The sequence below is a fragment of the Glaciihabitans sp. GrIS 2.15 genome (genome assembly GCF_035984695.1).
In the GTDB taxonomy this organism is placed as follows: domain Bacteria; phylum Actinomycetota; class Actinomycetes; order Actinomycetales; family Microbacteriaceae; genus Lacisediminihabitans.
The window spans coordinates 149,066-165,209 of the sequence record NZ_JAXCHU010000003.1 but is presented as its reverse complement, the minus strand read 5'-3'; the positions used below and the strand labels follow the sequence as shown (position 1 = coordinate 165,209).

Here is a 16,144-nt window from a genome sequence, read left to right as displayed (position 1 = left end):
GCGCAACGAAAAGAATCAGTCTCATCACGATGACAACACCATCGCTGTGACCATCGAGACGAGCCGCCCGCGCCCCGCGCGGCGGCTCGCCTCCTGGCTCGGGCTCACGCCCTTCGCTCTCTATGTGCTGATCTTCCTGGCGATTCCGACCCTGCTCGCGGTACTCTCGGGGCTGTTCGACGCCCAGGGGCACGTCACCACGGCCAATATCGCTGCGCTCTTCGCCCCCGACATCCTCAAGACCTTCGTCAGTTCATTCTGGGTCTCTGCGCTGACCGCAATCGTGGGAGCAATCGTCGGCGCCCTCGTCTGCTACGCCCTCCTCGGCACGAAGCCACAGGGTACGCTTCGTTCGATGGTCGACTCAGCGGCCAGTGTGCTCGCCCAGTTCGGTGGCGTGATGCTTGCCTTCGCTTTCATCGCGACCATCGGTATCCAGGGCGTCGTCACGGCCTTCCTCACGGGTCTCGGCATCAATATCTTCGCGAACGGTGTCTGGCTCTATCAGGTGCCAGGACTTTTGCTGCCGTACATCTACTTTCAGGTGCCGCTGATGATCATCACCTTCATGCCTGCGCTCGAAGGCCTCAAGCCGCAGTGGGCGGAGGCCAACGCCACTCTCGGCGGCACCCGTCTCACCTACTGGGTGCGCATCGCCGGCCCCGTGCTCGCTCCCTCTTTTCTCGGCAGCCTGCTCCTGTTGTTCGCTAACGCGTTCTCCTCATACGCCACCGCCGCGGCTCTCATCAGCCAGGGAGCGCAGATCGTGCCGCTGCAGATCCGAGCGGCACTCATCAGCGAGACGGTGCTCGGCCGAAGCAACATGGCCGGGGCGCTCGCGCTCGGCATGATCGTGATCATGGTCGTGCTCATGTGGGGCTATTCCGCACTGCAGGCACGCACGACACGGTGGCAGCAGTGAGGTGGCAGCAGTGAGCGGCATCCGACCGGTCGGGGCAGCCCCCGGGCCGGTTGCCCGAACCGCGATCCTTAGTGTGGTCGGCATCCTGTTCGCCATCCCGATTCTCGCGATGCTCGCATTCAGCTTCCGCAACCTCGCCGGTGGTTACACGCTCGTCCACTGGGCAAGCGTGTTCTCGCCGGCGGCCACGGTCACCTATGCGGTGGTGTTCACGGGGCTAAGCAATTCACTGCTGCTCGCGGTGGTCACTGTGGTGATCATCCTGGTGATCCTGTTGCCCACGATGATCCTCGTGCAGCTGCAGTTCCCCCGGTTGCGGCGAGTGCTCGAATTCGTCTGCATCATCCCGATCACGGTCCCCGCCATCGTGGTGGTCGTCGGCCTCGCTCCCGTGTACTCCGTGGTCGCTCGCCTCGCCGGCTCTTCCGTCTGGACGCTCGCCTTCGCGTACGGCGTCACGGTGCTGCCATACGCCTATCGCGCCATCCAGTCGAACCTCAGTGCCGTGGATATCGTCACGCTCTCCGAAGCGGCGCGCTCGCTCGGTGCGGGCTGGGGTAGCGTGCTGTGGCGGGTGATCCTGCCGAACCTGCGCCGGGGCATCCTCGCCGCCGCGTTCATCACCGTGGCGGTGGTACTCGGCGAGTTCACCATTGCGTCGCTGCTCAACCGCGTGACCCTTCAGACCGCTCTCGTGCAGGTGTCAAAGAGCGATCCATTCGTGCCGGTGATCTTCTCCCTGCTCGCGCTCACGTTCGCGTTTGTGCTTCTGTTGCTCATCGGTCGCCTCGCGTCGGACCGACGCACTCGGCGCACCCGACCCGCTAGACCTGCTCGCCTCGAAAAGAAGGCCTCATGATCCCCTCTCCGACCACCGGTGCCACCGTCGAACTCAGCGATGTCGTCAAGGACTATGCCGGGCATCGTGCCCTTAGGGGAGTGAGCCTCAGTGTGCGACCGGGTGAGTTCGTCGCACTGCTCGGCCCATCCGGCTGCGGCAAGACCACCGTCCTTCGCGCGCTGTCCGGTCTCGAGCAGGTGAACGGCGGGAGCATCCTGATCGATGGGGTCGACGTAGTCGACGTGCCGGTGAATAAGCGTGACATCGGCATGGTCTTCCAGTCCTACTCGCTCTTTCCCCACCTCACGTCGATAGAGAACGTAGAGTTCGGGCTTCGGATGCGAAAAGTGCCGAGTGCGGACCGCCGCTCGCGCGCGGCGGAGGCACTCGAGCTCGTGGGTCTCGGTGACCTCGCCGGGCGCTATGCGCACCAGCTATCCGGCGGACAGCAACAGCGAATCGCCCTCGCCCGGGCCCTGGTCACCCGTCCGCGGGTGCTGTTGCTCGACGAGCCGCTCTCGGCGCTCGACGCAAAGGTTCGGGTGCAGCTGCGTGATGAGATCCGCCGCATCCAGACCGACCTCGGCATCACGACGCTCTTTGTCACCCACGACCAGGAGGAGGCGCTGGCCGTCGCCGATCGGGTCGCGGTGATGCGTGACGGCAACATCGAGCAGATCGGTACCCCGGAGGAGCTCTATACCTCCCCGACCACTGCCTTCGTGGCCGCATTCGTTGGCCTCAGCAACCGGATACCCGCCACCCTGTCGAGCGGATGCGTCACCGTCTACGGCGAGACTCTCTCGGTGCTCGGTTCCCCGCCGGTGAACGGCCCGGTGCTGGCCTTCGTCCGACCGGAAGACCTGCTCCTGGTCGGCAACGGCACCGAGGGGAGCATTCCCGCGGTCGTCGTGGCCACGAGCTTTCTCGGCTCTCTGCGCCGCACCCAATTCAGGCTGGCGGACGACACTCTCGTGTCGGTTCAGCACGACGTTTCGGAGCATCCGCAACCCGGAGAGAGCGTCGCCCTCCGTCTGCGCGGAAATGCCGTATCCGTGAGCGCTATCGACGCCTGAGACGCATTCCCTTCACTGCATGTACGGCGGCACATCATGTACGGCGGCATAGACTAAATGGATGACGTTCGGACGACGCAGGCCCGTGCCGGCACCGATCGCTGCGCTTGAGGCCACCGCGGCGAAGCACCAGGCCGATGCGACCCTCCCCGTCGGCATTCGAATCGCGGGGGCCTGGTCGTGGCGAGCACTCGTGATCGCCGCTGTCATCACCCTGTTCATCTACCTCGTGATCACCCTGCGCGAGATCGTTGTGCCGTTCATGGTCGCTATCCTTCTCGCGGCGTTGTTGGTACCCCTCGTGAAGTTCCTGATGAGGAATCGCTGGCCAAAGTGGCTCGCCGTTGCGCTCGCCGAGATCGGGATCATTGCTGTCGTCGCGGGCCTCGTGGTGCTCGTGGTGCTCCAGGTGCGAAGCGGATTCCCCGAGCTGCAAAAGCAGAGCATCGAGGCCTATGCCAATTTCAAGCAGTACCTTCTCGCTTCCCCGCTTCACCTCACGGAATCCGACATCAACGGCTACCTCGGGCAAGCCGGCGCGGCGCTTCAGAAAGACAGCCGAGCCCTGGTCTCGGGAGCGGTGACCTTCGGAGCGACGGCGGGTCACGTGCTGGCCGGGATGCTGCTGACACTTTTCGCCACGCTCTTCATGCTCATCGACGGAAAGGGTATCTGGACCTGGGTGGTGCGCCTGTTCCCGAAGAAGGCGCGGCTGGCCGTCGACGGGTCCGGGCGGGCCGGATGGGTCACGCTCACCAACTTCGTGCGCGTGCAGATCTTCGTCGCCTTTGTCGACGCCGTCGGTATCGGACTCGGAGCTTGGATCATCGGCCTCTTCTTCGGAGGATTCCCGCTGGTAATCCCCATCACGATCGCGGTCTTCCTCGGATCCTTCATCCCTGTCGTTGGTGCGCTGTTCTCCGGCGTACTTGCCATCTTCATCGCCCTCGTCTACCTCAACCCGGTTGCGGCCCTCCTCATGCTCGCCGTGGTGATCGCGGTGCAGCAAATCGAGGGCCATGTGTTGCAGCCCTTCATCATGGGAACAGCGGTGAAGGTTCATCCTCTCGCCGTTGTGTTCGCCGTCGCCGCCGGCGGATTCCTCGCGGGTATCCCGGGCGCACTGTTCGCCGTACCGGTCGTCGCGACCCTCAACGTGATGGTCAAATACGTTGCGAGCGGCCACTCGCGCACGATCACCGACCCGACACTAACGCCAACGCAGGCGGCACGCCCGGCCGCAAGAACCCGTGTGGAGATGAATGCCTGAACTCACCCTGGCGGGCCCGACACTCGCCGACTTTGAATCGGCGCGCGTTGTCGTGTCCCGCGTCGCAGAGATCACGCCGATGGAGAGTTCTCGATTTCTCGGCGAACTTCTCGGCTCGCCGGTCTATCTCAAGTGTGAAAACCTCCAGCGCACCGGCTCTTACAAGATCCGCGGTGCCTACAACCGCATCTCGCGTCTCAACGACGAAGAGAAGGCTCACGGAGTGGTGGCTGCCTCCGCTGGCAATCACGCCCAGGGCGTCGCTTTTGCAGCCCGCGAACTCGGCATCGCCGCGACCATCTTCATGCCGGTCGGCGTGGCCCTGCCGAAGCTGCAGGCGACCCGCAACTACGGCGCAGAGGTCGTGCTCCGTGGGCACGCCGTTGACGAAGCCCTTCGCCGAGCGGCGGAGTTTGCGGCCACCACCGGCGCCGTCTTCATCCCTCCCTTCGACCACGCGGATGTCATTGCCGGCCAGGGCACGCTCGGTCTGGAAATGCTCGATCAGGTCCCCGACCTCCAGACGGTGATCGTGCCGATCGGCGGCGGAGGGCTCATCTCCGGAGTGGCGAGCGCCCTCAAGCAGAGGTTTGCGCGCGAGGGTCGCACCGTGCGCATCATCGGCGTCCAGGCCGAGAATGCGGCGCCCTATCCGGTGTCGATCCAGAACGGCGTCTCCACCGCGATCACGATCCTGCCGACGATTGCCGACGGAATCGCCGTCAATAAGCCGGGTATCCTCAACTTCGAGATCATCAAGGACGCCGTCGACGAGATCATCACTGTCTCCGACGACGACATCGCCCGCGCCATGCTAGTGCTGCTCGAGCGGGCGAAACTAGTTGTCGAGCCCGCCGGGGCCGTTGCGGTCGCGGCAATCATGACCGGCCAGGTAAAGGATGCCGGGGTCACGGTGGCGATCCTCAGCGGCGGCAATATCGACCCGCTCGTGATGGAGCGCGTGATCTCGCGCGGGCTCGCGGCATCCGATCGCTATCTCAAGCTGCGGCTACTGCTGCCTGACCGTCCGGGCCAGCTGGCGCGCATCGCTGAACTCATTTCTGAGGCAAACGCAAACGTCGTGGAGGTGCTGCACACCCGTCACGGTCGCAACGCGCTCATCAGCGACGTGGAGATCGAGCTGAGTATCGAGACGCGGGGTCCCGAACACGTGCAGCGCGTTCTCGGCCACCTGATCGAGGCGGGGTACGACCCTCGCGTCGACTTCTGAGGCGACACCGCCGATCGAGACACCGCAGGCTCAGGGCAGGTAGGTCTCGACCTTGTCGATTTGCACGGTGATTTCTTTGCCGTTCGGCGCGGTGTAGAACACCGTCTCGCCCACCGCGTGGCCGAGGATTGCGGCGCCGAGCGGGCTGCCCTCGCTGTAGACGTCGAGGTCGCTGTCTTCGCCAACGATCTCGCGACTGCCCAGCAAGAAGACGCTCTCGTCACCGAGGATACGTGCGCTCACGACAGTTCCGGATTGCACGACACCGGTGCTCTCGGGAGCCGCACCGACCTTGGCGTGCCTCAGTAGTTCAGTGAGCACCCGGATGCGAGCTTCCATCTTTCCCTGCTCTTCTTTGGCAGCGTGATAGCCGCCGTTCTCCTTGAGGTCGCCCTCTTCGCGCGCCGATTCGATCTTCTTCGCGATCTCTGTGCGCCCGGTAGTCGACAACAGGTCGAGCTCAGCGCTCCGGCGATCGAAGGCTTCCTGGGTCAGCCAGGTCTCGGTGGTCTCGGTAGACACGATGTGCTCCCTCAAAAAAGCAAATGAGACCGGCCGCGTGGCCGGTCTCTGATCAATACTCCTCAGTTTAGGTCAGCCAGCACCGGTAGATCAACCCGGTGACGCCCTGCTCAGAACTCAGCACCGTATCGGTGTACGAGGTCGTGTAACGGGTGGATGCCGGCACCGCCACGATGCGCCAGCCCACGATGCCGTGGGCCTGGTTCTGCACCTGGAGGGCACAACTCGCCGTCTGTCCGACCGGCATCGACACCTGGTAGCTGATGCTGACGGTGCGGGCATCGACGATCGTCGAGCCCTTGTCTTCGGCGTCAAGTGTGCCGCCCACCTGGTCAAGCCCGGCCCACAGAACCCACGCCACCACGATGATCGCCGCCGCTGCTCCCGCCACGAGGTAGATGAGGCGATCGCGGCGCTTCTTCGCCGGTGTGCGCCCATACCGGGCGGCAATACCCGAGGGCTCGAGCACCGCCGTCGGTCGCACCTCGAGGGCATCCTCGTCGATCGCAGTCATGTCACATCCCCGCACGCTTATTCTTGTAGTTCAAGGTTATCTGCCAATCCCTAGGAGTTCGGTGTCACAACGCCTGCTTGCCGTGCACGCCCATCCCGACGACGAGTCGAGCAAGGGTGCCGCAACATATGCCCACTACCGCAGCATCGGCACCGAGGTGCTCGTGGTCAGCTGTACGGGCGGCGAGCGCGGTGATATCCAGAACGAATCGCTTGAGCCGAAGGCGATGGCGAACCGCGACATGGCAGGCCTCCGGCGCATCGAGATGGCGGCCGCCCAGGCGGCGATCGGCTTCGAACATCGCTGGCTGGGCTACCAGGACTCCGGCCTCCCGGAGAAGGATGAAGCGGTGCCGGCGAACTCCTTCGCCCTGATCCCGCTCGAGGTCTCGGCCGAGCCGCTGGTCAAGATCATCCGCGAGTTCCGGCCGCAGGTGCTCGTCACCTACGACGAGACAGGCGGATACCCGCACCCCGACCACATCCGCACCCACGAGATCTCCCTCTTCGCCTACGAGGCGGCGGCGGATACTTCCCTGTATCCGGATGCCGGAGCGCCCTGGCAGGTCTCCAAGGTCTACTACGACCGCATCTTCAACGCCCCGCGAATCGAGGCGATGTATCAGTTCTTGCTCGCGAACGCGCCAGAGACCCCGCAGCTCGCGCAGATGGACGAGATCCGAGGGTGGATGAAAGATCGCCCCGATCTCACCACCACGCAGGTGCCGGTCGGCGAATTCCTCGATGCGCGGGACCAGGCCCTGCGCGCACATGCCAGCCAGGTCGCCCCCGACAGCGCTTTCTTCTTCTGGCCGAATGACCTCCAGCGACAGGCCTGGCCTTGGGAAGACTTCCAGCTCGCGAAGTCGCTCGTGGACTCGCCGATGCCGGAAGCGGACCTGTTTGCCGGAATCCTCGCCGAGGAGGTCAGCAGATGAACGTTCTCTACACCGCAATCGTGATGCTCGCGACGACCCCGACGCCGCAACCAAACTTCAATGAGAACTCGGTCACCCCCACCTGGGTCGGGTTCGCCGCCACCTTCGGCGTCGCCGCGATCGTGGTGTTGCTGTGCATCGACATGGTGCGCCGCGTGCGCCGCGTGCGCTACCGCGGGGAGATCCGTGAACAGCTCGAGGCGGAGCGGGATGCCGCGGAACGAGAGCCCGCGGAGCGGGATGCCGCGGAGCGGGATGCCGCGGCGGAGAAGCCGCGCACGGACTGATCCAGTCCCGGATGTTGTTCCCCCGGTTGTGCACGCCGATGGGGTCACTCCCGCGCCTGCGCACATCCACTTGGTAGTTGTTGCGACTTTTCGGCGTTGCAAGTCGCAACAACTACCAAGTCGATGGCGGCTGACGGTTTTCGGACTGTCGTGTCGCCGAACGTGACGTGAACACACTCGTCCGGAATCTCCATCCGCGCGAACGGAGCGCTAGAAGACCGGGGGGTTGGTTGCGACCAGGAAGATCGCGGTCCAGTGGCAGAGGAAGGCGAGAAGAGTGAGGGCGTGGAAGATCTCGTGGAAGCCGAATACACCCGGCACCGGATTCGGGCGTTTGAAACCGTAGATGACCGCCCCGATCGTGTAGAAGACCCCGCCGACCAGGATGAGCGTCATCATCACGGCGTTGGCCTGGAAGAAGTCGACGATAAAGACGAGCGACGCGTACCCGAGCAACAGGTACAGGGGTACGTAGAGCCAGCGGGGTGCGCCGATCCAGAACACCCGGAAGCCGATTCCGAGACCGGCGCCGATCCACACCAACCACAGCAACAGTACCGACTTGTCGTGGGGAAGAGCGAGCACGGTGATGGGGGTGTACGAGCCGGCGATCAGCAGGAAGATGTTGGCGTGATCCATCCGCTTGAGTAGGCGCTTTGTTCGGTCGCTCCAGTTGACACGGTGATATAGCGCAGAGACGCCGAAGAGCAGCAGCGACGACAGTACGAACACGGCGCTCGACACCTTCGCGGGCACACCCTCGGCGAGCGTGATGAGTACGATCCCCAGCGCGATCGCCACGGGGAAGGTCGCCGCGTGGATCCAGCCGCGCCAGGACGGCTTGCCAGCCAGCAGTTCCTCGCGCGTCAGCTTCGACCGGATCTCGAGCGCGTCATCCAGCAGTGGGATATTCGGCAGGTCGGGTCCGTCATCGGTCGTGTCGAGCGCGTTCTGATCCGGTTCGGTGGCCATGAAGGCGAGTTTAGTGCCGCCTCGACGGCCGCTTCTGGGAGCACATGGCGGCTCGTGTACTAGCGTAATGATGTGGCACAGCGGGAAGTTCCCTTCGGACGAGGCATCCTCTACGGGCTCTATCAGAACCGTATTCGCCGCTTTTTGTCCACCCAGGAACTGCCGAAGCACATCGCGATGATCCTGGACGGTAATCGGCGTTGGGCGAGGCAGCGACTGCTCGAGACGCCCGCTCATGGGCACCGGGCGGGCGCGGCGAAGTTCCGCGAGTTCCTGATCTGGTGCGATGATCTCGGGATCGCCACCGCAACCCTCTACCTGCTCTCCACCGACAATCTCTCCGGGCGCACAACGGAGGAACTCGACGAGTTGCTGCAGATCATCGCCGATTTGGCCGAAGACCTGTCGCACTTTCGCGACTGGCGGGTGCAGCACGTGGGCTCGGATGACGGCTTGCCCTCCTCTCTCATCGAGGCGCTGAGGTCCGCGGAGAAGCGCACCTCCTCAAACACCGGGATGCACATCAACCTCGCGGTCGGCTATGGCGGGCGCCGGGAGATTGCGGACGCCATGCGCAGCATCGTCACGAAGCACGAAGACGAAGGGGGAACACTTGATGCCCTCGCAGAGATCCTCACCCCTGAGTTGATCGGCGACCACCTCTACACCGGCGGCCAGCCCGACCCTGACCTTGTGATCCGAACTTCGGGGGAGCAGCGCCTGAGCGATTTCATGCTGTGGCAGAGCGCCCACAGCGAGTTCTACTTCGTGGAAGCACTCGGACCTGACTTACGAGAAGTCGACTTCCTGCGCGCCCTGCGCGACTATGCCCGACGCCAGCGCCGTTTCGGAAGCTGAGACCGCGCACCGCGGGTTTATCCGCAACCGCTACGGTTGGTGAGAGATGACGACAATCGACGATTTCGCCTCCGGGTTCTCCGAGGAGCCCGGCTACGTGAACTTTGCTTCGGTCGGACCCTTTGGTCGTGCCGTGATCGAAGAACAGCAGGCCCAGGTCGAGCTTCTACGACGGGCGCGGTTCGGCAGCCTCTCCAGCCTCGACGAGCAGGATGCCCGGGTGCGCGACGCGGTCGGCGCTCTTACCGGTTTCCGAGCCGACCAGATCGTTTTCCAACCGAACACGACCTCCGGGCTCATGCACGCGATGTTCGGCATCACCGGGGGAGTGCTCCTGTCGGCCGCGGAATTCCCGGCCCTTCCCTTCGCCGCGGCGCGCGCCGCAGACTCTTTGTCTGTGCTTGCGCCTCGCTGGCTCGATACTGCCGATGGACCGGTGACACCCGGGGTGATCCGCGACCAGCTCACGTCGAGTATCGTCGCGGTAGCGGTGAGCCTCGTCGACTTCCGCACCGGCTATCTCGCCGACATCGAAGGTATTCGGCAGGTGATCGGCGATCGCTTGCTCATCGTCGACGCGATGCAGGGCTTCGGGATCGTCGACGCGCCCTTCGAAGTGGCGGATGTCATCGCCAGCGGCGGGCAGTCGTGGGTGCGAGCGGGCTGGGGAACCGGATTCCTCGCCCTGAGTGATCGGGCACTCGAGCGCCTCACCCCGGTGTTCAGCGGCTTCAGTGCAACCGACAACACGGACGGCCTGCCCCTCGACGGGGTACAGCCGCCGGCGCAGGGCGCCTCTGCCTACAGCATCAGTCACGCAAGCCCGATCGACCAGGCGCGGTTCTCCGCGGCGCTTGAAGAGATCGGGACAGTGGGCGTCCCGGCGATCAGCGCACGGCTGGCAGAAAAGGTCTCCCGCGTGATCGACCTCGCCGACGAGTACGCGGTGCCGGTCACATCGTCACGAGCCGAGAACGAGCGCGCGGGGATCGTCGTGCTCGAACCGGCCCCCGACCAGCTCACGATGCTCACGGCATCCCTGTTCAACCACGGAGTCTCGGTCTCCGTTCGCGGCCGCGCCGTGCGGCTGAGCCCGCACGTTTCCACCGATGAGGAGTCCTTCGACATGCTGCGTGGGGCATTCACGAGTTACGCCTCGGCTATCACTGTCTGAGGTGCGCCCTCGGTTCTTCAAACGTTAATCTTCGCGTAATGCCTCGCCGGGCGTGTCGGTTATCCCCGGGAGGGCGGCCGACGTAGCGTACGAGGTATCAGGTATGGCGCCTGATCGAGACGGCCACGCAAGTTCGTCTCGAAACGTGTGGTGGCCGTCACGAGGACTAGTTCCGGATGCTGAATGCATCCGGGGATGGAGCTCACGTGGCCGCTTTCGACAAGATCAGCCCTACACGCCGTTCCCAGAATAATGGGGCGACAGACGCCAACGCCAAGCAAGCCGAGCGCACCTATGTGCTCGACACTTCGGTGCTGTTGTCCGATCCGAAGGCGATCTTCCGCTTCTCTGAACACGCGGTCGTTCTTCCGGTGGTGGTGATCTCGGAGCTTGAGGGTAAAAGAAACGATCCGGAGATCGGATATTTCGCGCGTCAGGCGCTGCGCAACCTTGACGAGTTGCGGGTGAAGCACGAACGGCTCGACTTTCCCATCACTGTGGGCGATGGTGGCTCTTTGCGGGTCGAACTCAATCACTCGAACATGTCGGTACTGCCGTCCGGCCTTCGGCTCAACGACAACGACTCACGCATTCTGGCCGTCGCTCTCAACCTTTCGAATGACGGACTGAACGTGACGGTCGTCTCGAAAGATCTCCCGCTCAGGGTGAAGGCCGCCTCAATCGGTCTCGCTGCTGAGGAGTATCGCGCAGAACTGGCGGTCGATTCCGGCTGGACCGGGATGGAGGATGTCACGCTGGGCTCCGAGCAGATGGCGAAGCTCTACGACACCGAGAAGCTCACCACCCGCCAGATCGGTGACACTCCGATCAACACCGGTCTGGTCATCCATTCGGATCGTGGTTCTGCACTGGGTCGTGTCACTGCGCGCGGAGAGATGCGACTCGTGCGCGGCGATCGTGACATTTTTGGATTGCACGGACGATCAGCCGAACAGCGCCTCGCCATCGATATGTTGCTCGACCCGGAGATCGGAATCGTCTCGCTCGGCGGTCGGGCTGGAACCGGCAAGTCGGCCCTTGCGCTCTGCGCCGGCCTCGAGGCGGTGCTCGAGAAGCAGCAGCACAAAAAAATCATGGTGTTCCGTCCGCTGTACGCCGTGGGCGGCCAGGAACTCGGCTTCCTGCCCGGGGATGCCTCGGAGAAGATGAACCCCTGGGCTCAGGCCGTCTTCGACACGCTCGGGTCCGTCGTCTCGCAGAACGTGCTCGATGAGGTCGTGGAGCGCGGGATGCTCGAGGTGCTGCCGCTCACGCACATCCGTGGGCGCTCTCTTCACGATGCGTTCGTGATCGTGGATGAGGCGCAGTCGCTAGAACGGAATGTGTTGCTCACCGTTCTCAGCCGGATCGGCCAGAACTCGCGGGTCGTGCTCACCCACGATGTGGCCCAGCGCGATAACCTCCGGGTCGGCCGACATGACGGGGTCGCGTCGGTGATCGAGACGCTGAAGGGACATTCACTCTTCGGGCACATCACTTTGACCCGGTCTGAGCGCTCAGCGATCGCCGCCCTCGTCACCGAGATGCTCGAATCGAACGAAGTGGCTTAGTGGATCGAACCGCCCGGGAGAAGTGCAAAATTTGACCTGGGTGGTCGTGATGACGCGGGGTAGGCAGCTTAGGCTCTAAGGGTGAACCTACCCCTCGTCATCGTGCTCGGCGGGCTCACCATTCTCACGTTCTGGGGATTCCTGGCCCCGCGCTCCCAGTGGCGCATGCTTACCGGCTGGAGTCACCGAGAGTCGACCGGAGGCGAACCGGGAGCAGTGATCGTCGGGATCCATCGTCTGGTGGCGGGCATCGCGCTGGTAGGGCTCGCGGTGGGAGGGCTGTCCATGGTGGGCGGGCTCTTTGACCCGACCGCCCATGCTGGGGTTCGCGTCATCACCGATCCCGTGAGAGTGATCTGGGGAAGCCCGGATCCCTCGGTTGTCAACCGTGTCTTCGTGCCGGTGAACACCGCACCGGCCGGCCTGGTGCGAGAGCCGACCTTGAGATTCCAGGCGGTGAGTGCGAAGCACCGGAGCCCCGGTTACCTGTTCAGCCTCGCGGACTATGCCCGCCCGCACGCCAGCAGGACCGACGGCTATCTCGGCGCGGATCCCACGATCGGGCTGTCCGCGCTCGATACCGCGGATATCGTCGTTCAGGTGCGCGCCGACAGTCGCTGCACTCCGCAGCAGGTGCTCGTCGTCGAGTCGGGTACCACCATCGTCATCGCCGTCTATTACGGTCGTCCCGCAGGGGAGCCCCTCGATACGAAAGCCCTCGCCGCTCCGTGCAATCCAAAAGCGGCCGACGACAAGGCCTCGTCGGTGCTCATCCCCATCGCACTGGGCGCCGCTGTCGCACAGCGGGCGGTGCTCACCCTCGAGGGAACGCCGATCTCACAGGCTGATCCCACTTAGGAGCGGGCGGGTGGCCGGGTCATCGCGAGCACATCGAGAGCGCTGTCGAGAAGTTCGAGGGTAACCTCGCCTCGCTCGACGAAACCGAGATCGATCACCGATTCGCGCACCGTGATCGACTTGGCAACCGCATTCTTCGCCACCTTCGCCGCGGACTCGTAGCCGATCACGCGGTTGAGCGGAGTGACGATCGAGGGCGACGACTCGGCGAGGTCCCGCGCGTGCTCCACATTGGCTGTGAGGCCGTCAACGGTCTTGTCCGCAAGCGCGACACTCGAGTTGGCGAGAAGGCGGATCGACTCGAGCAGCGCGGTACCCATCACGGGAATCGCCACATTGAGTTCGAAAGATCCGGATGCCCCCGCCCAGGCGATCGTGGCATCGTTGCCGATCACGCGAGCAGCCACCATGAGCACGGCCTCCGGAATCACCGGGTTGACCTTGCCCGGCATGATCGACGAACCGGGCTGGAGATCGGGAATGTTCAGTTCGCCGAGACCGGTGTTCGGTCCGGATCCCATCCAGCGCAGGTCGTTGCAGATCTTGGTGAGGCTCACGGCGATCACCCGGAGTGCTCCGGATGCCTCGACCAGGCCATCCCGCGCGCCCTGGGCCTCGAAGTGGTCCCGCGCCTCGGTGAGCGGCAGTCCGGAGTCCGAGGCCAGCAGCGCGATGACTTTCTGTGAGAAGCCGGCCGGAGTGTTGATCCCGGTGCCGACGGCAGTGCCGCCGAGCGGCACCTCCGCGACGCGCACGATGGTGGAGCGCACCCGATCGATGCCGTAGCGCACCTGGGCCGCGTAGCCCGCGAACTCCTGGCCGAGGGTCACCGGGGTGGCGTCCATCAAGTGGGTGCGTCCCGACTTGACCACCGTCTTCCACAGCTCAGCCTTCGCCTCGAGGGCAGTGGCGAGGTGGTCGAGGGCGGGAACGAGGTCGCCGAGGAGTGCTCCGGTCACGGCGAGGTGCACGGAGGTGGGGAAGACGTCGTTCGAGGACTGCGAGGCGTTGACATGGTCATTCGGGTGCACCGGAGTGCCCGCAAACTGTGTGGCGAGGGTCGCGATGACCTCGTTGATGTTCATGTTCGACGAGGTGCCGCTGCCCGTCTGGTAGGTATCGACCGGGAACTGGTTGTGGTGACGACCGGCAATGAGTTCGTCGGCGGCCAGCACCACAGCCTGCGACACCGGTGCCTCGAGAATACCGAGCTCGAGGTTGACCATCGCGGCGGCCCGCTTGATGCGAGCGAGTGCCACGATCTGGGCCGACTCGAGGCCACTTCCGGAGATGGGGAAGTTCTCGACGGCGCGCTGCGTCTGGGCTCCATAGAGGGCCGATACCGGCACGCGGACTTCGCCCATCGTGTCGTGTTCGATGCGATAGTCGGATTCAGTCACGGCGGTGTGCGTCCCTTGCAGTTGAGGTGTATTCGGACGGTGTGGCCCTAAACGGTGCCGACGATGATGTCGGGAACGGCCCTGCCCTCGAGCAGTCGATAATTCGCTCCAACGATAGCCAGCGTACCGGCGGCGATCGCGTCGCTGATCAATTCGGAGGTTTCGAGGAGCTCGGCGACAGTGTCGCGGAGGTGTTCGCGTCCCACCTCTGTCGAGTCGGGTACCACAGCGTCAGCGCCGTCGGCCGCGGAAGCGGCAGTGGTTCGCTTGACCGCCGGAATGATCTTTTGAATCAGTTGGTGGATGTGCGGGGGCAGGGGCACGGCATCCGGTGACTGGGAGTCGATGGCGGCTCTCACGGCTCCGCATTCGTCGTGTCCGAGCACGACTATCAGCGGTACCTCCAGCACGGCGACGGCGTATTCGAGGGAACCGATCACTGAATCAGAGATGACTTGCCCAGCGTTGCGCACGACGAAGAGGTCCCCGAGGCCGAGGTCGAAGATGATCTCGGCCGCGAGCCGGGAGTCGCTGCAGCCGAAGAGCGCGGCCTGCGGCATCTGTTTTTCCAGCAGTTGCTCTCGCCGCTCGACGTCCTGCCGCGGATGCCCCGGCTCTCCAGAAACGAACCTCAGGTTGCCCTGCTGCAGCTCAGCCCAGGCGTGTGCAGGAGTGCGCGCGGCGAGGGCACGCTCACCGGGCAGTTCTGCCGTCGCGTTCATTCGGTGCGCCTGTCTAGTTGGGTGGCGATCGCCGTGGCGAGGGCCTCGAATTCGGTGCGGGATGCCGTGCCGTGCAGCACGATGCTGCTGGAACCGATAACCGTGCTGAGGGCGTAGGCATAGTTACCCGGGTCCTGGTCGGTGCGACGATCGTGCACACTCCAGTCGTGGCCCCCGATCGATGTCGTGCCGGTCGCTCGCGTGTTTTTGAGTTCGTTCGCGACCCAGGTGGGGTTCGCGTCGATACCCTGTACGAGCCCGATGTATTGGGTGGAGGGAGTAATGAAGCCAACGCTCCAGGCCATGACGGAATCCGAGCCCGTTGACAGGCCGTCGTCGTTCGCGCTCCAGCCGGTGGGAAGCGGAGGGGCGGCGAGCGTCTGGCCGGCTTGCTGTTGCGAGTTCGCTGCATCAGCACGGTAGTCCACCGCCTGCCGCGGCGCGCCATCCGGGCGCACCACCACGAGCACGAGCACCAGCACCACGGCCAGCGAGGCGAGAAGGGCGAGCACGAGATTGCGCAGTGTCTGGTTTGCCCGGTGTTTGCGGGAATTCTCCGCCTTGCGGGCGGCGGTCTCGTCCGGCGTCTCGGGGCGGCCGAGCTCCGCGACGACGCGGGGCGGACGGTTCGGTGAGGCTGCCATGATCTTAGAATTCCACGGTTTCGCTAATCGTTTTCACAAGGCGCTTCCACAGGGTGGGCTCAGGACGCACTGTCAGGGAGGTCGTCTGAGCGCGGTGCCGCAGCAGACCGGGCCGCATCGAGGCGCGCCTTCGCGCCGATAAGCCATTCCTCGCAGCGCCGAGCAAGGGCTTCGCCGCGCTCCCACAGCGCGAGGGACTGCTCGAGCGTGGACGACCCCTGCTCGAGCTCGTTCACGACCCTGATGAGCTCATCCCGCGCCCGCTCGTACGACAGTTCGGCTACGCCAGCGGTCGAGCTGCCGCCGGATGACGTTGCGGGGGTGGGAGGGGTTGATGCCACGTTC

18 protein-coding genes are annotated in these 16,144 nt (G+C 64.5%); 11 read left to right on the top strand and 7 right to left on the bottom strand.

What is annotated here, in order from left to right:
• Nucleotides 1-46: 46 nt before the first annotated feature.
• The 5 genes from RCH11_RS05420 (at nucleotide 47) to ilvA (ending at nucleotide 5,340) form a co-directional block, all read left to right on the top strand.
• Nucleotides 47-922 carry an ABC transporter permease gene (locus RCH11_RS05420; RefSeq protein ID WP_327055973.1) on the top strand — a complete coding sequence of 292 codons (876 nt, stop codon included), beginning with the start codon at nucleotides 47-49 and terminating at the stop codon, nucleotides 920-922.
• Between the two features lie 10 nt (nucleotides 923-932).
• On the top strand, nucleotides 933-1,781 hold the full coding sequence (locus RCH11_RS05415) for an ABC transporter permease (protein ID WP_442789008.1): 849 nt from the start codon (nucleotides 933-935) through the stop codon (nucleotides 1,779-1,781).
• Nucleotides 1,778-2,839: an ABC transporter ATP-binding protein gene (locus RCH11_RS05410; protein ID WP_327055972.1), complete on the top strand. Its 1,062-nt coding sequence runs from the start codon at nucleotides 1,778-1,780 to the stop codon at nucleotides 2,837-2,839. The genes RCH11_RS05415 and RCH11_RS05410 overlap by 4 nt, the downstream gene beginning before the upstream one ends.
• Nucleotides 2,840-2,900: 61 nt before the next feature.
• Nucleotides 2,901-4,109 (top strand): AI-2E family transporter, encoded by a 1,209-nt coding sequence (locus RCH11_RS05405; protein WP_327055971.1) that lies wholly within the window; start codon nucleotides 2,901-2,903, stop codon nucleotides 4,107-4,109.
• A complete protein-coding gene (gene ilvA, locus RCH11_RS05400) occupies nucleotides 4,102-5,340 on the top strand; it encodes a threonine ammonia-lyase (RefSeq protein WP_327055970.1) in 1,239 nt (412 codons plus the stop codon). Before RCH11_RS05405 ends, ilvA begins: the two co-directional genes overlap by 8 nt.
• 30 nt (nucleotides 5,341-5,370) lie before the next feature.
• Here ilvA and greA read toward each other — a convergent pair whose 3' ends face one another.
• The gene (greA, locus tag RCH11_RS05395; RefSeq protein WP_327055969.1) at nucleotides 5,371-5,862 is read right to left on the bottom strand and encodes a transcription elongation factor GreA; all 492 of its coding nucleotides are present in this window, start codon (nucleotides 5,860-5,862) and stop codon (nucleotides 5,371-5,373) included.
• A 67-nt stretch (nucleotides 5,863-5,929) separates the two neighbouring features.
• Nucleotides 5,930-6,376: a DUF4307 domain-containing protein gene (locus RCH11_RS05390; protein WP_327055968.1), complete on the bottom strand. Its 447-nt coding sequence runs from the start codon at nucleotides 6,374-6,376 to the stop codon at nucleotides 5,930-5,932.
• Nucleotides 6,377-6,437: 61 nt separating this feature from the next.
• Here RCH11_RS05390 and mca point away from each other — a divergent pair, with 61 nt between their 5' ends.
• On the top strand, nucleotides 6,438-7,313 hold the full coding sequence (mca, locus tag RCH11_RS05385; RefSeq protein ID WP_327055967.1) for a mycothiol conjugate amidase Mca: 876 nt from the start codon (nucleotides 6,438-6,440) through the stop codon (nucleotides 7,311-7,313).
• Nucleotides 7,310-7,600, top strand: a complete 291-nt coding sequence (locus RCH11_RS05380; protein ID WP_327055966.1) for a hypothetical protein — start codon at nucleotides 7,310-7,312, stop codon at nucleotides 7,598-7,600. The genes mca and RCH11_RS05380 overlap by 4 nt, the downstream gene beginning before the upstream one ends.
• A 210-nt stretch (nucleotides 7,601-7,810) precedes the next feature.
• Here the strand turns inward: RCH11_RS05380 and trhA are convergent, their stop codons facing one another.
• On the bottom strand, nucleotides 7,811-8,572 hold the full coding sequence (trhA, locus tag RCH11_RS05375; protein ID WP_327055965.1) for a PAQR family membrane homeostasis protein TrhA: 762 nt from the start codon (nucleotides 8,570-8,572) through the stop codon (nucleotides 7,811-7,813).
• Nucleotides 8,573-8,644: 72 nt separating this feature from the next.
• Here trhA and RCH11_RS05370 point away from each other — a divergent pair, with 72 nt between their 5' ends.
• The 4 genes from RCH11_RS05370 (at nucleotide 8,645) to RCH11_RS05355 (ending at nucleotide 13,033) form a co-directional block, all read left to right on the top strand.
• Nucleotides 8,645-9,430 (top strand): isoprenyl transferase, encoded by a 786-nt coding sequence (locus RCH11_RS05370; RefSeq protein WP_327055964.1) that lies wholly within the window; start codon nucleotides 8,645-8,647, stop codon nucleotides 9,428-9,430.
• 46 nt (nucleotides 9,431-9,476) lie between these two features.
• On the top strand, nucleotides 9,477-10,604 hold the full coding sequence (locus RCH11_RS05365; RefSeq protein WP_327055963.1) for an aminotransferase class V-fold PLP-dependent enzyme: 1,128 nt from the start codon (nucleotides 9,477-9,479) through the stop codon (nucleotides 10,602-10,604).
• A gap of 176 nt (nucleotides 10,605-10,780) precedes the next feature.
• Entirely contained in the window at nucleotides 10,781-12,175 is a 1,395-nt protein-coding gene (locus RCH11_RS05360) for a PhoH family protein (RefSeq protein WP_442789007.1), read from the top strand.
• A gap of 81 nt (nucleotides 12,176-12,256) precedes the next feature.
• Nucleotides 12,257-13,033 (top strand): hypothetical protein, encoded by a 777-nt coding sequence (locus RCH11_RS05355; RefSeq protein ID WP_327055962.1) that lies wholly within the window; start codon nucleotides 12,257-12,259, stop codon nucleotides 13,031-13,033.
• On the opposite strand, the gene RCH11_RS05350 is transcribed toward RCH11_RS05355, so the two are convergent.
• The 4 genes from RCH11_RS05350 to RCH11_RS05335 are packed head-to-tail and all read right to left on the bottom strand — an operon-like array spanning nucleotide 13,030 to nucleotide 16,140.
• The gene (locus tag RCH11_RS05350; RefSeq protein ID WP_327055961.1) at nucleotides 13,030-14,433 is read right to left on the bottom strand and encodes a class II fumarate hydratase; all 1,404 of its coding nucleotides are present in this window, start codon (nucleotides 14,431-14,433) and stop codon (nucleotides 13,030-13,032) included. The two genes, RCH11_RS05355 and RCH11_RS05350, sit on opposite strands and share 4 nt — an antisense overlap.
• A 47-nt stretch (nucleotides 14,434-14,480) precedes the next feature.
• Nucleotides 14,481-15,155, bottom strand: a complete 675-nt coding sequence (locus tag RCH11_RS05345) for a carbonic anhydrase (RefSeq protein ID WP_327055960.1) — start codon at nucleotides 15,153-15,155, stop codon at nucleotides 14,481-14,483.
• Nucleotides 15,152-15,799, bottom strand: coding sequence for a DUF4245 domain-containing protein (locus RCH11_RS05340; RefSeq protein ID WP_327055959.1), 648 nt, complete (start codon nucleotides 15,797-15,799; stop codon nucleotides 15,152-15,154). Before RCH11_RS05340 ends, RCH11_RS05345 begins: the two co-directional genes overlap by 4 nt.
• Before the next feature lie 59 nt (nucleotides 15,800-15,858).
• Nucleotides 15,859-16,140: an exodeoxyribonuclease VII small subunit gene (locus RCH11_RS05335; protein WP_327055958.1), complete on the bottom strand. Its 282-nt coding sequence runs from the start codon at nucleotides 16,138-16,140 to the stop codon at nucleotides 15,859-15,861.
• Nucleotides 16,141-16,144 lie beyond the last annotated feature (4 nt).

Excerpts from the sequence above, each read along its gene's own strand:
- RCH11_RS05410 (WP_327055972.1), top strand. The coding sequence starts at position 1,778 with ATGATCCCCTCTCCGACCACCGGTGCCACCGTCGAACTCAGCGATGTC.
- RCH11_RS05405 (WP_327055971.1), top strand. The coding sequence starts at position 2,901 with ATGACGTTCGGACGACGCAGGCCCGTGCCGGCACCGATCGCTGCGCTT.
- ilvA (WP_327055970.1), top strand. The coding sequence starts at position 4,102 with ATGCCTGAACTCACCCTGGCGGGCCCGACACTCGCCGACTTTGAATCG.
- RCH11_RS05390 (WP_327055968.1), bottom strand. The coding sequence starts at position 6,376 with ATGACTGCGATCGACGAGGATGCCCTCGAGGTGCGACCGACGGCGGTG.
- RCH11_RS05380 (WP_327055966.1), top strand. The coding sequence starts at position 7,310 with ATGAACGTTCTCTACACCGCAATCGTGATGCTCGCGACGACCCCGACG.
- trhA (WP_327055965.1), bottom strand. The coding sequence starts at position 8,572 with ATGGCCACCGAACCGGATCAGAACGCGCTCGACACGACCGATGACGGA.
- RCH11_RS05365 (WP_327055963.1), top strand. The coding sequence starts at position 9,477 with ATGACGACAATCGACGATTTCGCCTCCGGGTTCTCCGAGGAGCCCGGC.
- RCH11_RS05360 (WP_442789007.1), top strand. The coding sequence starts at position 10,781 with ATGCTGAATGCATCCGGGGATGGAGCTCACGTGGCCGCTTTCGACAAG.
- RCH11_RS05345 (WP_327055960.1), bottom strand. The coding sequence starts at position 15,155 with ATGAACGCGACGGCAGAACTGCCCGGTGAGCGTGCCCTCGCCGCGCGC.
- RCH11_RS05340 (WP_327055959.1), bottom strand. The coding sequence starts at position 15,799 with ATGGCAGCCTCACCGAACCGTCCGCCCCGCGTCGTCGCGGAGCTCGGC.